Annotated in this window: 17 protein-coding genes and 1 tRNA gene; 2 read left to right on the forward strand and 16 right to left on the reverse strand. The window is 37.1% G+C overall.

Features of this window, described 5'->3' with window-relative positions; translation table 11 throughout:
• Nucleotides 1–71: 71 nt before the first annotated feature.
• Complete coding sequence (gene spoIIE / locus ACK3CR_RS26650) at nt 72–2,549, reverse strand: stage II sporulation protein E (RefSeq protein ID WP_430240416.1); 2,478 nt, start codon at nt 2,547–2,549, stop codon at nt 72–74.
• A gap of 264 nt (nt 2,550–2,813) precedes the next feature.
• Between spoIIE and ACK3CR_RS26655 the strand changes: the two genes are divergently transcribed.
• Both ACK3CR_RS26655 and bioB read left to right on the forward strand, forming a co-directional pair.
• Nucleotides 2,814–2,887: transfer RNA gene (locus tag ACK3CR_RS26655), tRNA-Met, on the forward strand.
• A 346-nt stretch (nt 2,888–3,233) separates the two neighbouring features.
• Entirely contained in the window at nt 3,234–4,214 is a 981-nt protein-coding gene (gene bioB, locus ACK3CR_RS26660) for a biotin synthase BioB (protein WP_243515990.1), read from the forward strand.
• Between the two features lie 99 nt (nt 4,215–4,313).
• Here the strand turns inward: bioB and ACK3CR_RS26665 are convergent, their stop codons facing one another.
• The 15 genes from ACK3CR_RS26665 to spoVG form a co-directional block, all read right to left on the reverse strand.
• Nucleotides 4,314–4,715 (reverse strand): S1 domain-containing RNA-binding protein, encoded by a 402-nt coding sequence (locus tag ACK3CR_RS26665; RefSeq protein ID WP_019395110.1) that lies wholly within the window; start codon nt 4,713–4,715, stop codon nt 4,314–4,316.
• Nucleotides 4,716–4,808: 93 nt separating this feature from the next.
• Nucleotides 4,809–5,177 (reverse strand): FtsB family cell division protein, encoded by a 369-nt coding sequence (locus tag ACK3CR_RS26670; RefSeq protein WP_197233069.1) that lies wholly within the window; start codon nt 5,175–5,177, stop codon nt 4,809–4,811.
• 5 nt (nt 5,178–5,182) lie between these two features.
• The gene (gene yabQ, locus ACK3CR_RS26675; protein WP_243515999.1) at nt 5,183–5,806 is read right to left on the reverse strand and encodes a spore cortex biosynthesis protein YabQ; all 624 of its coding nucleotides are present in this window, start codon (nt 5,804–5,806) and stop codon (nt 5,183–5,185) included.
• Complete coding sequence (yabP, locus tag ACK3CR_RS26680; RefSeq protein ID WP_019395113.1) at nt 5,803–6,111, reverse strand: sporulation protein YabP; 309 nt, start codon at nt 6,109–6,111, stop codon at nt 5,803–5,805. The genes yabQ and yabP overlap by 4 nt, the downstream gene beginning before the upstream one ends.
• Before the next feature lie 92 nt (nt 6,112–6,203).
• The gene (locus tag ACK3CR_RS26685) at nt 6,204–6,470 is read right to left on the reverse strand and encodes an RNA-binding S4 domain-containing protein (RefSeq protein ID WP_061803142.1); all 267 of its coding nucleotides are present in this window, start codon (nt 6,468–6,470) and stop codon (nt 6,204–6,206) included.
• 17 nt (nt 6,471–6,487) lie between these two features.
• A complete protein-coding gene (gene yabN / locus ACK3CR_RS26690) occupies nt 6,488–7,954 on the reverse strand; it encodes a bifunctional methyltransferase/pyrophosphohydrolase YabN (RefSeq protein WP_243516001.1) in 1,467 nt (488 codons plus the stop codon).
• 4 nt (nt 7,955–7,958) lie between these two features.
• Complete coding sequence (locus tag ACK3CR_RS26695) at nt 7,959–9,548, reverse strand: putative polysaccharide biosynthesis protein (protein WP_243516003.1); 1,590 nt, start codon at nt 9,546–9,548, stop codon at nt 7,959–7,961.
• 193 nt (nt 9,549–9,741) lie between these two features.
• Entirely contained in the window at nt 9,742–10,278 is a 537-nt protein-coding gene (gene spoVT, locus ACK3CR_RS26700) for a stage V sporulation protein T (RefSeq protein ID WP_019395117.1), read from the reverse strand.
• A gap of 301 nt (nt 10,279–10,579) precedes the next feature.
• A complete protein-coding gene (gene mfd, locus ACK3CR_RS26705; RefSeq protein ID WP_488976356.1) occupies nt 10,580–14,119 on the reverse strand; it encodes a transcription-repair coupling factor in 3,540 nt (1,179 codons plus the stop codon).
• A 71-nt stretch (nt 14,120–14,190) separates the two neighbouring features.
• Nucleotides 14,191–14,421: an anti-sigma-F factor Fin gene (gene fin / locus ACK3CR_RS26710; protein WP_046218470.1), complete on the reverse strand. Its 231-nt coding sequence runs from the start codon at nt 14,419–14,421 to the stop codon at nt 14,191–14,193.
• A gap of 59 nt (nt 14,422–14,480) precedes the next feature.
• Complete coding sequence (pth, locus tag ACK3CR_RS26715) at nt 14,481–15,041, reverse strand: aminoacyl-tRNA hydrolase (RefSeq protein WP_328123925.1); 561 nt, start codon at nt 15,039–15,041, stop codon at nt 14,481–14,483.
• Nucleotides 15,042–15,200: 159 nt separating this feature from the next.
• The gene (locus tag ACK3CR_RS26720; RefSeq protein ID WP_243516009.1) at nt 15,201–15,824 is read right to left on the reverse strand and encodes a 50S ribosomal protein L25/general stress protein Ctc; all 624 of its coding nucleotides are present in this window, start codon (nt 15,822–15,824) and stop codon (nt 15,201–15,203) included.
• Between the two features lie 104 nt (nt 15,825–15,928).
• Nucleotides 15,929–16,882: a ribose-phosphate diphosphokinase gene (locus tag ACK3CR_RS26725; RefSeq protein ID WP_019395122.1), complete on the reverse strand. Its 954-nt coding sequence runs from the start codon at nt 16,880–16,882 to the stop codon at nt 15,929–15,931.
• Nucleotides 16,883–16,900: 18 nt separating this feature from the next.
• The gene (gene glmU, locus ACK3CR_RS26730) at nt 16,901–18,277 is read right to left on the reverse strand and encodes a bifunctional UDP-N-acetylglucosamine diphosphorylase/glucosamine-1-phosphate N-acetyltransferase GlmU (RefSeq protein ID WP_488976354.1); all 1,377 of its coding nucleotides are present in this window, start codon (nt 18,275–18,277) and stop codon (nt 16,901–16,903) included.
• A gap of 185 nt (nt 18,278–18,462) precedes the next feature.
• Nucleotides 18,463–18,753, reverse strand: coding sequence for a septation regulator SpoVG (spoVG, locus tag ACK3CR_RS26735; RefSeq protein WP_019395124.1), 291 nt, complete (start codon nt 18,751–18,753; stop codon nt 18,463–18,465).
• Nucleotides 18,754–18,916: the final 163 nt, after the last annotated feature.

An 18,916-nucleotide genomic window follows, 5' to 3' on the forward strand; every position in this document is an offset into this window, starting at 1 on the left:
CAAATTCGGTATTACCATCATGGACGAAAATGTCTAGGTATATACCTTATAAGAGAAGGAGATCTCATTGTTTATGCTTGTTTTTGGGTTTGAGAATGAACAGGGATCGATGACCATTTTGGAATGTTATGCTGAATCTTTGTCACAACAACCGTCATATCATCATCAATCACTCCTGCTTTTGTTCTAATCACTTCTTCCATGATAATGTCCGCTACTTCTTGTGGATGATCTGTTTCAATCTCGCTAATCTTGCGTTTCATCCACATTTCGTAATTTTCAACGTGGCGAGGTCCTTCAAATACCCCGTCACTCATCATAATAAGCAAATCTCCAGCCTTTAGTTTCTCACTTACAACATCAACTTCAAATTCGTCAATAATTCCAATTGGTAGATTATTAGCTTGTATTTTAATAATTTTGTTCCCGCGCTTGATAAAACTTGGAATTGAACCAATCTTAAGGAATTTGGCATTCGCATCTTGTAAATCTACCATAGCAAGATCAAGCGTTGAGTACATCTCCTCATTTGTTCTTAATGCCAAAATAGAATTCACAGATTTAATGGCCATTTTTTCTTCAATACCTGTTTTGAGAATTTGTTTTAAAAGCTGAAGCGTATCTGTACTTTCACAATGCGCACGCTCCCCATTTCCCATTCCATCACTAATTGCAATAGCGTGTTTATTGCGACTAAGTTCAATGATGGAATAACTATCCCCAGAAATAAATCCACCGCCTTTTGCCGCATGAGCTACCCCTGTTTCTACAACATAAGCTTGTGCAGAACAGAAGGACGCATGACAATATCCTTGAGGATATGGAGCACATTTTTCCTCTTTTACAATTACAGTTTCATTTAAAATATCTGAAAGAAGCGGTGCAATAAGTTTTTCACATTCCCCACGTCCTTCACAATAAGGAACCCACATTTCAATATCAACATTTCCTTGTTCAAGATTATAGATTTCAATCTGATTCACTTCTATCCCAAACCCTTTTAAAGCCTCAACAATCTGCTCCTCTTGAATATAAAGGTGCTGACGCTCTTTTTGAATCTCATCAGCAAAATCCTTCATTACTTGAGAAACACCTGAGAGCTGCTCTGCCACAATTTTGCGACTTTCAATAATTTGTTGCTTGAGCTGCTTGTTCGCATAGAAATAGGTGAGTTCCTTTTCCATTGTCTCAATCATTTTTTTCGATTTCACACAATGCTTGTCCCATTCACGATTCAAGCGTTGATTTGTTTTCATCGTTCCATTCTCAACTTCTTGCATAATCTCTGTCATATAATCATATGTTGTATCAAGCTGTGCTCCCCAGCACTGCTCTTTCTTAAAACATAATTGACACGTTTTTTCCGTCACATTACTTAAAAAATAGTCAACTTCCTTTTCTTCATTCTGCTCGTTATCATAAAATGTATTTTTAGAAAAACTAGAAGACAAGGCTTCAAATACATTTGAGAACTGTTCAACACGATTAGCTGTTACATCACGTACTTTTCGTAAATATTGCTGTTGCTCATTGCTGTGTTCAGCTGTTCCAGGAACAAGTTTGCTAATTTTGCCGATTATCCCTTTTGGTGTCAGTAAAAATAAGCCAACAGCAACAAGTGATTCGTATAAGTTGAGTGAAAGAATCTCATCTGGCTTGCTGTACAAGCTAATAAGCAATGTTCCAACGATAAGACCTAACGATACGCCAAGTTTCTTCCCGTCCTTTAATAATCCCCCTAGAAGACCTGAAAAAGCAAGCAAACTCATTTCATACAAACTTGAGACATTTGCGAGACTTAGAATTAAACCTGTCACAACCCCAACTGTTGAGCCAACAGTTGCTCCTGCTACAAAAGCAAAAACAATAACCAAGTACCGAGATAAAATATGTTCAACGGAAAGCCCATAAATTTCCCATCCAATTGTTCCTGTCATAACAGAAGCAAGAAGGATGATTAAACAAATTACTTCTTCTATCTTTAAAGCATGTGGATTAATCTTTTGTGAGATAAGTGGAATACTTTGAAGGAAAATCATTGTTAAAATAAAGCTTAAGCCTGACTCTACAACTGCAAGTGTAACGTCATATACTGTAAGCGTCCAAGCTGATGTGTAAGAAAGAGAGAGGTTCACAATAAGCATTGTCACAAAAACGATAAGCGGTAGTTTTCGCGCAGGTTCAACTGAGAGAAATCCACTTACTTTGTATAAAATGAGGAAGGCAAAAACGCATAACAGGACAAAGGCACCTTTCTCAACGGAAATGGTAAATGCCCCACCTAGAACGGCTAAAGCACTTACCCCGAGCTTCTCTTTCTTCATAACATAAACCGCTGCTACAAATGGAAGAGCAAACGGCATAATCTCCATAAGAATAAGAGCTCGTCCTAATAAAAAACCGGTAATCAGGATGAGTAAACCACTTTGAAACAGCAGATTCTCCAACTTAAGCTGAAGACCTAGGAAAAATTTTGACGTCTCCTTCTTTGTTCGATCTGCTACTAAATTCGGGATTGGACTGGCATAGTTTCTTTCTGTCTTCTCCACTTCGTTCACCACCTGTATAGAAATACTTAGTGCTCATTATACAGAGGACAACTTCTTTTTTTTGTCAAAAGAAGGGATTGTTTAAAAAAATCGTTCGACTCTTTTCTACTGAACTTTCAAAAACTATACAAAATGTTAGACTCTTCTCTATTAAGCTCTAAGATAAATGACGTAACTCGTTATAAAAGTGGTTTATTTCTCTTTATGTACCAAATGTATTGACACTTCTCTATAGTCATAGTATGATTTAACTTGTCTTTAATTGGCGGTGTAGCTCAGCTGGCTAGAGCGTACGGTTCATACCCGTGAGGTCGGGGGTTCGATCCCCTCCGCCGCTATTTCTACAAAAACCCCTTCGTACATTGTCGTACGAAGGGGTTTTTTCGTTTTTCCGCTTTTTCTGCATTCCTTTAATAATACTATATCTCCTAACATTTCAATTTTCTCATTTTCCGAAAATAAAATTCTTTCTTTATTTCTTATATTGAAATAAAATCTTACTTCTTAAAAATCCTATTAATTAAAAGATATAAATATAAAATAAACTTTCCTAAAATATTAAATTGATTATTAATTTATTAAATCCATGGATTAGCGACACGTTTTGATAATTGTCAGTCTCCTCACTAAATGTTAACCTTTATTATTATAAAGTTAACATTTAGCAGAAATGGAGTGAAAGCTATGTCAAAATGGACTAATTTAGCTAGAAAAGTATTAGAAGGTGAACTACTAGAAAAGAAAGAGGCACTAGAAATTCTTGAAGCTCCTAATGATGAAGTTCTCTCAATCATGGATGCTGCTTATACTATTCGCTCTCGTTATTTTGGGAACAAAGTAAAGCTCAATATGATTATTAATGCCAAAAGCGGACTCTGTCCTGAAAATTGTGGATACTGCTCACAGTCTATTGTGTCAAACGCTCCTATTGAGAAATACCCTATGCTAGACAAGGAAACAATTATAGCAGGAGCACAGGAAGCTATAAAACGTCAAGCAGGAACCTACTGTATTGTGGCAAGTGGTAGAGCCCCTTCAAAACGAGACGTGGAGGAAGTTGCTGGGGCTGTGGAAGAAATTACAAAGACAACCTCTCTAAAAATTTGTGCATGTTTAGGATTTCTTAATGAAGAAAAAGCACAAAGACTACAGCAAGCTGGTGTTCATCGTTATAATCACAATCTCAATACCCATCGAGATAACCATTCTTCCATTGTATCTACTCATACATATGAAGATAGAGTAAATACAGTGAACGAAGTGAAGAAATCAGGGATTTCTCCTTGCTCAGGCTGTATTTTTGGGATGGGTGAAACAAATGAACAAATCTATGAGATTGCTGTTTCACTGAGGAATCTTGATGTTGATTCAATTCCTGTTAATTTTCTTCATGCAATCAAAGGTACTCCCTTGCAGGACCAAAAACCGCTAGAACCATTAGCATGCTTAAAAATCCTTGCTCTCGTGAGATTTATCAATCCAAGCAAAGAGATTCGTATTTCAGGTGGTCGTGAAGTAAACCTTCGCTCTCTTCAGCCTCTAGGGCTCTATGCAGCTAATTCTATTTTTGTTGGTGATTATTTAACAACAGATGGACAAGAGGCAGAATATGACCATAAAATGATTGAAGATTTGGGGTTTGAAATTGAGGAATGTGCACTATAAAAAAAGAGCAGCCTAATCATTAGGCTGCTCTTATGCGTATCTATAAAAGATGAGCATTATTACTCACAGTAGTTCATTTATCGCTTCATCAGCAGCAAGTTAACCTCTTCTCGCTCCACGACCGCCACGTTTTGACTCTGTGTTACGTTTTAGGGAAGCAAGACGATCTTCACTATCCTTTAAAAAACGCGACATTTTTTGCTCAAAGTTCTCTGTATTTGGACGATTGTTAGGACGTTCTTGACGCTTTCTTGGTGGACGATATGAATCTTTTGCTTTCTTAATTGATAAGCCGATCTTTCCATCTTTCTCGATATTGATGACCTTTACTTCTACTTGATCACCAACTTGAAGATGTTCGCGAATGTCTTTTACATAGTTGTCAGCTACTTCACTAATGTGAACAAGTCCAGTTGTACCTTCTGAAAGCTCAACAAACGCTCCGAAATGTGTAATACCTGTTACTTTACCTTGTAACTTGCTGCCTACTTCGATTGACATAAAAAAAATGCTCCTCCTTAAAATGTAAAAAAGTCAATTTATTATATATTATACAAAACTAAATTTCACGCTGTCAACGCACATAAGGTGCCGTTAATCTTTTACATTGAAAATAATTTGTCCATCTTCAGTTAAGAAATAATCTTTTCCTGCTAGCTTCTTTATATAATCATCGTCGTTCAACTGCTTAATCTCTGTATTGAGGCTTTTCTCTTTCTTCTCAAGCTTCGTTAATTCTTCTGTTAACTGCTTATGTTCTGCTTTCTTCTCTTCAATGGCTGACTGCTGGGAAAAAAGCTTTACAGTAATAAAGATACTAAAGATGAGAGCAAAGATGCCAAAAACAGTGAGACGCCTAATAAGTCCAATGCGGCGACGACTTTTGGAATCCAGTTGTTTTTGTTGGGTTTCCACATGACTTGAAGGTAGCGAGGTTACATTTTTACTTTTTCTTACTCCCACGTTCACTACTCCTCCTTTTTCCGTTTCCAGAACAGCAAGTACTGTTTAAGCCCAATTGTTATATTCTTGATTTTTACGGAAAATCCTTTTAAAGATTGAAAAAAACGGTAACAAAATTGTTGGACTGAAGTTGGCAACATTCTCCAAATGATTCTGAGAAGCCAAGCTATGGGGAATAAGAAAATCTTCAACACAGTAAGTGTTACAGTGAAAAGAAGATTACCTACATAAAGTACGATGGCAATAAGAGCCTGGATAATGAACCATATTGGTTTAACAACAAGTCCTTTTATAAGTCGAACGACAAATAAGTATAGAGAAACGACGGCTCGTACAAGAAAGGTTAACAGCGATTGATACGGTTTCTTAAATAAGCTTTGATATGCGGCAAAACCACATAAAAGGGCAAGAAAAATATAGAACCGTAGCTCCCCTTCATTTACAACGAACAATACATAGAAGATAAGAACGGCTTGCAGAAGCCAAAATACAATATCATGGCAAAATACAATCCAGCGAGAAACTAACTGTCGATTAAAGAAAAAACGATACGTATCAATGGCAGCCCCAAGATATGATCCTGTGAGCGCCATTGCTACCATCGTATAAAACTGAACATTTAGGGTCATCGGAACAGCTTGCTAAAGAATCCTTTAGCTTTCTCCGACTGGTTTGCTTCTAGATACACTATATCAAAAATTTTACCTTTAATCGATACGATTCCCTTATCTACATCTAAGTTCTTCATTTGTAAATTTTGTCCTCTTATTGAAAGGAAACCCATTACTGTCTCAAGCAAGAATTCTTCTGTATCAAAACTCTCCACTTGCTTTACACCTGTAATATCAAGAAGTCTACGGCCTTTCATCACTATATCGTGGTTGGGTGCACTTGTATCCTTCGTGCCCCCTGTCATATCATGATATTGATTCATTGTCCCCTCACCTCATCTAATAAATTCATGAGATCCTCACACGAATCTTTTCACATTAGGTATATGAGGTGGAAGGGCTATTTAGAACAAGCCTACTTTCTTTCTGATGTATACTCTTCTTTTACAATTGTATAAAGAGAAGAGGCTTCTTCTTTTTTAGCTGTTTCTTGAAGTGCATTAATTTTTACCGTCACTTCTTTTGTGCCAAATTTAATCTTTAAAACATCATTCTCTTTTAATTTCGTACTAGCTTTTGCTTCTTGGTCGTTAACAGTGATACGACCTTGATCTGCCACTTCTTTTGCTAATGTACGACGTTTTATTAATCTTGATACTTTAAGAAATTTATCAAGTCTCATGTTACTCACCTTTCTATCTATAAACCTTTTTTCTTTGCTTCATTCCAGAACTCATCAAGCTGCTCAAGAGAAAAATCTCTAAAGTTCGCCCCTCGTTCTTTTACCCGTTCTTCAATATAATTGAACCTATTTATGAATTTTGCATTGCTTTTAGCCAAGGCTACTTCAGGATCGATTTTATAATAGCGAGCCACATTAACAATGGCTGTTAAAATGTCACCGAACTCTTCCATCATTTCTTCGGTCACTTCTGTTGATTTTTTAACTTCTTGTTTAAATTCCTCGAGCTCTTCTTGTACTTTATCGTACATTGGAGAAACATCATCCCAGTCAAAGCCCACTTTAGACACTTTTTTCTGAATATGATAAGCCTTTAAGAGTGAAGGCATTGATTGTGGAATTCCGTCTAAAATAGACTCACGCTCTTGCTTTTCTTGTTTTTTAATTTCTTCCCAATTTGTTAACACATCTTCCACATTATTTGCTTCTTTCTTGCCAAAAACGTGGGGATGGCGACGAACCATTTTCGCAGATATACCTTCAATCACATCATCAACCGTAAACATGCCTTCATCTTCTCCAATTTGAGCATGCAGCATTACTTGAAGAAGGATGTCTCCGAGCTCTTCTACAATATGATCATCATCCCCATTATCAATTGCTTCAATAAGCTCGTACGCTTCCTCTAACACGTATGATCGTAGTGACTCATGTGTTTGCTTTTGATCCCACGGACAGCCTTCAGGACCCCTTAATGTTGCAATAATAGAGCGAAGTGTTGGAAACTGTTTGTACAACACTTCTTCATCTTTCACAGGAGGTATGTAAAGCGTTAAAAGATTATCAACCTCTCGAATATGATGATCAAGTTCGTATAAATGCACTTTTTGAACGTTTTCGTTCTGACTTCCTGCTGACCTTACAATATAAACGGGATACTCGTCAGGAAGTTTCTCCATTAGAACAAGTTTTACATCTGAAGCAACAAATCCATCATAAACTTGAGCAATGATTACGTGTTGTGTAACTTGAATTTCTTCCTTCTTTAGGCTTGTTCCATCAAGAAGTTGAAATCCTTCGATAGGATCTATTTCCACTGCCGTAAATAACGGATCTAAAAAGCTTTGGCCTCCGCTAATTTCAATTTCCACTTCTTTCTCTTTCCCTTTTTGCAAAAGAAGCTGTACAGTCTGTTCCGCAACCATCGGATGGCCTGGTACAACGTATAATACATCTTCTTTTTCAGCTTTTTCAATTAAGACATTTGAGATATGTTCATATACTTCCTCAAATGTCTTAAACGCTTCATAACTATCATCGAAAGATTGGAAAGTAATCCCCTCTGCTTCTAATTGAGAGACGAGTGGATGGTGCTTTGTTCTAATATATCCTTCTTTTGTTCCTTGAAGAATTTTTAATGTGCCAATTGTCAGTTGATCATAGTCACCTGCACCTAGACCAAGTACTTTAATCTTTTTTGCCATTTTATCACCTTTCTTCTCTCTTCCGTCCTAACTTTGCAAGCTTGCTTCCAAGTGGAAGCATTGCAAGTTCCTCTAATGTAAACATCCCCATCTTCAAAATTGTACTCATATAAACTAGACCTCCAAGTACAACACTCGTTAGGGCAACTAGTGCATGTTGATTTCCTTCGTCTCTCAATATAACTGGCCATAAGAGTTGATAAACTATTAGAACAACCGCCATAACCAATAATGCTTTCAACACTGTATAAAGTGAGGAAAAAGAGAGCCTTGGAAGCACACGCACAACTCGCAAATACGTTACATTTCCAAATGTAATGAAAGCAAAGCACATCACAGAAGCAAACGCAGCTCCTTTTGTCCCAAAGGAAGGAACTAAAAATTCGTTTAATTGCCACTTAACAATGATACCTATCAGTACTGAGAGAGCTGGTATATAGACTCTATTCATCCCTTGAATAATAGCTGAGCTTGTTGCAGCTAGAGTTGTGAATGCCACTGTAATACTTAATATAGCAAGAACATCAGAGCCTCTGTAATCTCCATAAAGCATAGCATTTGTTGGTTTAATAATAAGACATAAACCACCAGCTGCTCCAAAGCCAACAACCGTTCCTACACGTAGAGCTAAGCTTGCCTTATACTGAAGAAGTCTTCGATCCTTCTGTAGAAAAGCTGTTGAAATAACAGGAACAAGGGATAAAGAGAAAGCCGTGCCAACAACCGTTCCAAGCTGAATAAGAGGCAATCCTCTATCATATACTCCCTTTAATACTTTAGCCGTAATCTCATCAATTCCTCCTGAGGTTAGCTCGCCATATAGGGTAAATGAATCAATAAGCTGCATAAACAAAAGACTCATTCCGCTTAAGCAAACCCAAAACCCTTGAGAAACTAATTTCCTTATAATTCGAAAAGAGCCTAACAGACGTACGGATCCTAGTTTCTCTCTCCTTAATCGAAGTACAAAGGAAAGCAAAACAATTAGTGCTGCTCCGCTGCCGATTAATGAACCTAATATAGCAGCAGCCCCTACATCGTAAATACTTTGTCTTGTTTGGATGAAAAGATACACAAAAAGCAAGATACATCCTACTCGAACGAACTGTTCCGTCACTTGTGATAGAGCGGTTGGAAACATATTATTCTCACCTTGATAATATCCTCTAATCACAGCCATGAATGGAATAAACAAGTAGGAAAGAGATACAAGCTGAATAAGAGGAGTAAGTCCTTTATCTTCCATTGCTTCTGCAATATAATCAGCTGTTGTATATTGAAAAAGTGCAAGAAATCCACTAAATAGGAGGAGAAATACAAAGGAAACTTTAACAACTTCTCTTCGCTCTCTCTCTGAATTTTGTTCTGTTAACAATTTTGAAATGACAACAGGAAAACCAAATGTACTTAAAAACACAGAAATGCCGTAAAACGGATAAATTTGTTGATAAATATAAAATCCAATATCACCTGATAAGTAGTGATATGGAATACGATATACAGCACTTAACACTTTAGTAATGAGCCCTGAAATCGTAAGGATAATCGCTCCATTCCAAATCATTGAAGAACGAATTTTGTTTTTTCTTTTCATATCGTCTACCTTCTTTAGCCCATTTACAACACCTGTATTATATCACGCTACTTTCTATTATGCTCTATATCCCTTCACCTAAAAAAAGAAGAGATACCTAAGCAGCAAAGTGCTTGTTGATATCTCTTCTTTCGTTTATACGCTTAAGTATCTGTTTTATAAAGATAGATAAAAATAAGTAGACCTTTACTAATTATTGTTCCATTTGACGAGAAAGGAATCCAGCTGCTGTCTGAACAGCCTTGTGCTCAATTTCTGAGACTGTTCCTTCTTTTGAGAAGATAACGACAGCTCCAATTGGATCTCCATTGGCAATAATAGGTCCAATTGTATATGACGATACTTTTTCTTCATGACCGTCTGCAAGCTCAATTGTCTTCTCTTCTGTAACAATAGTAGAACTACGATTTTCCATCGTTGTCTCAAGAAGCTGACCTACACTTTTGTTCAGATAATCCTTTTTAGATGCTCCTGCAATTGCAATGAAGTAATCTCGGTCACAAACTAAGATCGGGTTACCTAAACTGTCATATAATGCTTCAGCGTATTCTTTCGCAAAGTCACTTAATTCGCTGATTGGCGAGTATTTCTTTAAAATTACTTCACCATCGCGATCAACGAAAATCTCAAGTGGATCTCCTTCGCGAATCCTTAATGTTCTTCTAATTTCTTTTGGGATTACAACACGCCCCAAATCATCAATTCTGCGAACTATACCTGTTGCTTTCATGAAACAAAGCCTCACTTTCATAAGATGATGAATAATTGGTCATGGTTGAATTTATCACCAATGTTGAAGTTAGTATCCTTCACATATTAACTTCTATACGTAAATAGTTGGTTTTTTTTATAAAAAGCGACGTTTTATACGATTTTATGCCACATTTAGTCATTACTACCCCATTATGGAGTGTTTTGAACAGAAAGACAATCGTTGTTAACATAATATTGGTTACTTGTAATATTTTAATTTTAATGTCATATTTGTCATTAATGTATCATTCTAGAAAGAGTGCTTTGTTCATAAAAAGTTAGACAGATTTCACCTTTTGTTCTTTTCGAACATCTTTTAGATTTTTTACGAATTTCAAAATCATTGGAAGCCATTCAGCTTCTTTTAGACGGTTAATATTTGCTACAACTTTGACACGGTTTCCTTCCATACCAAACCCCATCATTCGTCCAAACTCATTTCCTAACTGAAATAGCTTCTGTCCATCAATCTCAGCACTTGCCTTCTCAGTTAGGAGAATAGCGATTTCCGTCTTAGATTGCATAACAGATTCTACTCCATTCTCAGCTGCGTACACTTTCATTTCAGCAACTTTAAATAAGTAGCCCACCTCAGCAGGATAATCACCAAAGCGATCAATCATTTCTTCTTTCAAATCTTCAAGATCTTCGAGACTTTCAATACCGCGGAATCGTTTGTACATATCAATTTTCATTCTACCATCTACAATATACTGATCTGGAATGTAGGCATCAAGATTAATATTAATCTCAACATCCACTTTCTCTTCTTCACCGCTGCCTTGTCTCTCTTCAATTGCTTCTTTAAGCATTTGAGAGTATAAATCAAAACCAACAGAGTCAATAAAGCCATGCTGCTGGGCTCCTAGTAAGTTCCCTGCTCCACGAATGGATAAATCACGCATTGCAATCTTAAATCCAGAACCAAGCTCCGTAAACTCTTTAATTGCTTGTAATCTTTGCTCAGCTACTTCGCTTAGAGCTTTATCTTTACGGTATGTGAAATAAGCATATGCAACTCGATTTGAACGACCAACACGTCCACGTAGCTGATAAAGCTGTGAAAGGCCCATACGATCTGCATCATGTACAATCAATGTATTAACATTTGGAATATCAACACCTGTTTCAATGATAGTTGTACTTACTAAAACGTCATATTCTCCTTCTAAGAAACTTAACACAGCTGCTTCAAGCTCCGTTTCGTTCATCTTACCGTGTGCATAAGCAACACGTGCATCAGGAACAAGGTTTGAGATTTCTTCTGCTTTACGCTCAATATCTTCTACACGGTTATAAAGGAAGTACACTTGCCCATCTCTAGCAAGTTCGCGTTCAATTGCTTCCCTTACAAGTGGAGGGTTATATTCAAGCACATAAGTTTGCACAGGAAAACGGTTTTCAGGAGGTGTTTCAATAACAGATAAATCGCGAACTCCAAGCATCGACATATGCAGTGTTCTTGGAATTGGCGTTGCTGTCAATGTTAGAACATCAATATTAGCTTTTAGCTGTTTTATTTTTTCCTTATGTGTAACACCAAAGCGCTGTTCTTCATCAATAATAAGTAACCCTAAATCTTTATACTTAATATCTTTAGAAAGCAAGCGATGTGTTCCAATTACAATATCTACAACCCCTGATTTTAGTCCTTTTGCTGTTTCTTGTTGCTGCTTTCTTGTTCTAAAACGGCTTAAAAGACCAATATTTATTGGATATTCTTGAAATCTTTCACGGATTGTTTCATAATGCTGCTGAGCTAGTATTGTAGTCGGCACAAGAAAAGCCACTTGTTTTCCTTCATGAATGGCTTTGAATGCTGCTCTTATAGCAACTTCGGTCTTTCCGTATCCAACATCTCCACAAAGAAGACGATCCATAGGACGGATGCGTTCCATATCCTTTTTCACTTCCGCAATTGAGCGCAGTTGATCTTCTGTTTCTTGATATGGGAAAGATGCCTCAAATGCACGCTGCATATCACTATCAGGAGCAAATGGATATCCCTTACTTGCTTCACGTTCTGCATAAAGTTTAATAAGATCATCTGCAATATCTTGAACAGATGCCTCTACTTTACGCTTCACTTTCCTCCAGTCGTTACCGCCCAATTTATAGAGTTTAGGCTCTTTGCCTTCAGAACCAACATATTTCTGTACTTGATCAATCTGTTCAACAGGTACGTATAGTTTATCTGTACCTTCATATCGGATATTCAGATAGTCTTTGTGAAGACCGTTGATTTCTAGCGTTTCAATACCCAGATATTTACCGATTCCGTGATTTACGTGAACAACATAATCGCCAACATTAAGTTCTGAATAACTTTTAATTCGCTCTGCGTTTGAAAGCTTTTGACGTCTCTTTGATTTTTTAACTCGTTTCTTAAATAACTCTTCTTCTGTAATCACAACAAGCTTCTGCATTGGAAGCTCAAATCCAGATTGTAAATCACCTTCTACAATTTGAATTGTGCCTGGAATAAGCTGAGAATCTTCTTTCAAAATAATAGAGTCAAGATCATAGTCACGAAGAACCGACTCCAGCTTATCTACTCGTTCCAATGTTGGACCAAGCACAACAATCGTAAAGTTGTTTTTAACCCAACGCTCTACTTCTCCCTTGAACAAATTCATCTGTCCGTGAAACTGCTGCATTGCTTTAAACGAGATATTTATAATGTTTTGCGGACTTGTGTTTGGAACATGCTTCAAAAATAGCGACATATAGATAAATGGTGCTTTATGCTTTTGAAGAAGGTTTGCCATATTGTGAGACAGTGGGATGTCATGTACAAATTCTCCAACCATAAGCTGATTTGTAACCCAATCAGCTTCATCCTTTTTCAACTGTTCTGATGCTTCATGTACTCTTGTAATTTCGTCGAAGAACACAGCCCCATTTTCAGGTAGGTAATCTAGTAAACTAGCTGGTTCTTCATAAAGAAGATGAAAATATTTTGAGACATCATCAAAAATCTGCTTATTTTTTAGTTGTTCAATTTCATATTGAACTTTTTCAACAAGCTTCTCTTTTACAGTTTCATCCTTCACTTTCTTTAAAGTTTTCGAAAGAGCTGCTTCTAGTGACTTTGCCCCTTGAATAAGCTGTTCTTCTGTAAGAAGTAGTTCTGTTGCAGGGCCAATTGTAATGCTCTCTAGCTTATCTACTGAACGTTGCTCTTCAGCTGTGAAAGTTCGAATGGAATCTACCTCGGTATCAAACAATTCAATTCTGACTGGATTTTCTTCTGTAAGAGGGTAAATATCAATAATGCCTCCGCGTACGCTAAACTCTCCTGGTGTTGAAACCATTGAAGCTCGTTCATAACCAAGTTCGTTAATCTTTGTAATAGCATACTCTACATCAATGTCTACACCAACTTGAAATGTAAGCTGATTTTTATTCCAAACAGACTTAGGTGGAAGAAGTTGCAATATCCCCTGCAATGGAGCAACAACAACTCCTTTTTCTTCTCTGTTCCAGAAGTTTAACACTTCTAAGCGCTGTGCTCTTAATTCAGGACTTGCCGTACCAAATTCTGAAGCAAGTACGTCGTTTACAGGATAGAGAAATACGTCTTGTTCAGGCAGCAGATTTGTAAGATCATCATGTACCTTCTGTGCTTGATATAAGTTATGGGTTACAACTAAAAGAGGCCGTTTCCCTTCCTCTTTTTCATAGAGACTTGCCATCAATACTGCGCGTGCAGAACCCGAGATCCCCGTAACAAGCTGCTCTTTAATTCCTTCTTGGACTCCATTTAAAATTCCTTCGATTTCTTTATGATGCTCGAAGTGTCTCTTTAATCCTTGCAACATCGTCTCCTCCTCTTTAAAACAACGTAACTCAAATAGAAAATGCTTTGGTATATTACAACCAAAGCGTATTACTGTATAAATGTTGAATACTGATGAAAATCTGGATTTCGTTCTAAAGCTTCTTGGCAATCTTCGCAAATTACATTCACTGACATACTTCCGTCTTCTGCATATTGAATGAACGAAGTTCGTTCCTCATTTGTTAAATGATTAAATCCTAACTTCTCTGTATCAACGACTTTTTCCTCTAACGTACCTACTTTATGTCCGCAGTGTCTGCATACATAGTGAATAGACATAAAAGGTCCTCCTAAGTATTTTACCCTTAGTATGGACATGTTCTCTATATCTTATTCTATTAGCTATTGTACGTATTCATAACATTTAGAAACGGTTCATTTAGCCATTTCTCACAAGCTAGGATAGAACGTTCCATAGCTTCCTTCATGCTTATCATCTCATCATCTGTAAATCGGCCAAGAACGTAATCAACAACCTTCATATTTGTTTGAGGGCGACCAATTCCAACACGAACTCGTTTGAATTGATCAGTGTGTACGTGCTGAATAATGGACTTAATTCCATTATGACCTCCTGGGCTACCCTTCTGCCTTAAACGAATTTTACCCGCTGGTAAATCTAAATCATCATAGATAACAACAATATCTTCAATCTCCACATCATAGTAATCCATAAGCGGACGAAGAGATTCGCCAGATAAATTCATATATGTAAGAGGCTTTAACAAGCATACTTTTTCGCCTTGAACATGCCCCATCCCAAACATTCCATTAAACTTTGTTTGATTCAAAGGAATATTGAAACGATCAGAGAGTTCATCAACAATCATAAATCCAATATTGTGGCGTGTATGCTCATATTGTTTCCCAGGGTTCCCTAAACCTACAATCACTTTCAACTTTTGGTACCCCTTTCACCTGTTATTAAGTTTATTGTGCTTCTTTTATTTTAGCACAAATTGGCTCTTTCCACACAAGTAACTATCCATTTCTCTTTTAGCTACAGTTACTAGTTCATAGCAAAAGACGTAACCATTAAAAGGTTACGTCCTGTGCTTTTATTCTTGATCTTTTGCTTCTTCAGTTTGTTCTGTCTCTTCTGCCGCTGTTTCATCTTCAACTTCCTCTACTTGTCGAGGAGGAAGTACAGAAGCAATTGTTTCTTCTAAGTCTTCATTTGTAATTTCGTACTTGCCTTCTTTTGGGATGTCCGAAATTGTAATAGAGTCATTGATGCTTAAATGAGATACATCTACTTCAATCACAGACGGAACATCATTTGGAAGAGCCCGAACTGAAATTTCGTTTAATGCTTGTGATAACACTCCGCCATCTTTAACTCCTGCTGGCTCTCCTACAAGAGAGATCGTCACTTCTGCATCTACTTCTTCTTTCATGTTTACAACATAAAAGTCAGCATGTACAACTTGATCTTTTAATGGATCAACCTGAACATCATGTAGCATTACAGGAAACTTATCTTTCTCGACAACAAGTGTTAGCACACCGTTTCGACCTACTTCACGCATTGTTTTAATGAAGTCTATAGAATCAAGAAAAATAGACTTTGAATTTTGATTATATCCATATACAACAGCAGGAACACTGCCATTTTCACGTAATTTTCTAGTTGCTGAACGTTTTAAATCTTCACGTACTTGTGCTTGTAATTGATTACTCAATCTACTTCACCTTCCATGTTTTAGTTTCTCTTTATTTGTGTACAGTATTAGAAATACCCTTTTTTAAAGATTGCTAAACATGAAAGGTAAAATACAATTACAAATCAATCAAAAAGTGTACTAACAGATTGATCTTCATAAACGCGAATAATTGCTTCTCCAATTAGAGGTGCAACAGATAGCTGTGTTACTTTATCAATTTTCTTTTCGTCTGTAAGTGCAATAGAGTTTGTAACAACAAGCTCTTTGATTTTAGAGTTTTGGATACGATCAATCGCAGGGCCTGAAAGCACTGGGTGTGTACAACAAGCATAAACTTGTGTTGCTCCTGCTTCTACAAGTGCATTTGCAGCAAGTGTGATTGTACCTGCTGTATCAATCATATCATCAATTAAGATTGCTGTTTTTCCTTCAACTTGTCCAACGATGTTCATAACTTCTGCTACGTTTGGACGTGGGCGACGCTTATCAATAATCGCAATCGGAGCTTTTAAGCGATCTGCAAGCTTTCTTGCTCTTGTTACACCGCCGTGGTCTGGAGAAACGATTACAATATCATCTAACTCTTTTCCTTTAAAGTACTCTCCTAGGATAGGTACTGCCATAAGGTGATCAATTAAGATGTCAAAGAAACCTTGAATTTGAGGAGCATGTAAATCAAGTGCAATCACGCGATGCGCTCCTGCTGTTTCAAGAAGGTTTGCTACAAGCTTAGCTGTGATTGGCTCACGAGCACGAGCTTTACGATCTTGACGAGCATAACCGTAGTAAGGGATAACAATTGTGATTGTTTTAGCTGCTGCACGCTTAAGTGCATCAATCATAATAAGAAGTTCCATTAGTCGTTCGTTAACAGGTGCACTCGTAGACTGAACAATAAAAACATCACAGCCGCGAATACTTTCTTCAATGTTAACTTGAACTTCTCCATCACTAAAACGAGTAACCGAACATTTCCCTAGCCCAACTCCAATTACTTTAGCAATTTCTTCTGCTAAAGCAGGATTTGAATTTAAGGAAAAAACTTTAATTTTTTCAGAAGTATAATCTCTTGACATAATAATGAGTACCCTCCGTTAGGACTTTTTGTTATTTATTTTATTTGCATAGCCTTCTTTATTCACTTGTTTCGCACGAGCAATAGATAGTGCTTCGCCTGGTACATCATCTGTGATTGTTGAACCAGCCGCTACATATGCTCCACTTCCTACTGTAACAGGAGCAATTAAGTTAGAGTTGCACCCAACAAAAGCACCGTCTTCGATCTTGGTTAAGAATTTATTTTTCCCATCATAATTTACAGTGATTGAACCACAACCAAGGTTCACATCTTTGCCAACTTCTGCATCACCAATATAGCTTAAGTGAGAAGCTTTGCTTCCTTTACCAAAAGTAGCTTTCTTAATCTCTACAAAATTGCCTACACGTACCTCATCACCAATTGAAGATTGAGGACGAATGTGAGCAAAAGGACCAATATTTACTTTATTACCTACTTCACTATCGTGCACAACTGATTGACGAATTGTTGTTTCTTCACCAATTTGGCAATCTTTCAATTCAGAGTGTGGTCCAATAACGCTGCGTTCACCAATTGATACTTTACCATTAATTACAACGCCAGGTAATAGAACTGTATCACGGCCAATTTCTGCATCAGCTGAAATATATGTGTTTGCAGGGTCTTGAATCGTAACCCCATTTAACATATGTTTCTTATTAATACGCGCGCGCATTGTAGCTTCTGCTTGTGAAAGTGCGTAGCGATCATTAACACCTAGTGTTTCCGCAAAATCATCTGTTTGATATGCTAACACTTTTTCACCTTTTGATTGAAGAATCTCAACAACATCAGGTAAGTAATATTCTCCCTGAACATTATCATTTGATACTTGAGAAAGCACAGAAAATAAGAATTCATTGTCAAAGCAATACGTTCCAGTATTGATTTCACCAATTTCTCTCTCTTGCTCTGTTGCATCTTTGTGTTCCACGATCTTTAAAACATGACCTTCTTCATTGCGGACAATACGACCATATCCTGTTGGATTATCCGTGTGTGCTGTTAGAATTGTTGCTTTTGCTTCATTTTGATCATGATAATTTAGAACAGCTTCAATTGTTTCGCTTGTAATAAGCGGTGTGTCTCCACAAACAACAATCGTTGTTCCTTTCTTATCTTTCAAAACTGAATCTGCCTGCATTACTGCATGAGCCGTTCCAAGCTGTTCTTCCTGTAGTGCATAAAGGCTACGATCACCAAGCTGTGTTTTCACCATTTCTGCACCATGCCCAACAATTGTTACAATGCTGTCAAGGTTTAGAGTTCTTAGCTGATCTACAACATGTTCAACCATAGGTTTTCCACATACAGGGTGCAACACCTTGTAAAGAGATGATTTCATCCTTGTTCCTTGCCCAGCAGCCAATATAACCGCATATCTATTTGTCATAATGGACCTCCAGTTTGTCCTTTTTATCCATTAAAAATATATCTCAAATATGAAGGTATTTCAAGAAAACGATGAAAAGTACATATTTTTTACAGAGTTTTTTGTGAAGAAAGGGGTTACAAGAAGGTTTTGGAGGAAAAAACCAAAAATAAGAGCCTATAAACATAGGCTCTTTTTAAATATCATTATGAAGCTCCTGCTTCTTCAAATTCAACTTCTAGTTCACCTAATCGGTGATATTCTGCTAAAACAGCATCTTGAATTTTACCTCGAGTAGTTGAGTTGATTGGATGGGCAATATCACGGAACTCTCCATCTGGAGTGCGTTTGCTTGGCATAGCTACAAACAATCCGTTATTTCCATCGATGACTCTAATATCATGTACTACGAACTCGTTGTCCAATGTGATTGAAGCGATAGCTCGCATACGTCCGTCTGTGTTAACACGGCGTAATCTTACGTCAGTTACTTCCATCCTGTTCACCACCTTTTCATGAAGCTTTACCATAATAATTCCACAGAATTTTCTAATCTCCTTCTCTTCTACAAAAATTTTTCCTAAAAATCAGAAAAAATAGACCATTATCTTTTATTATTTTAAAAATACATGGATTTTTCTTCTTTTCAAGGTGATAAAA

This window comes from Priestia sp. TRM10 (assembly GCF_057808375.1).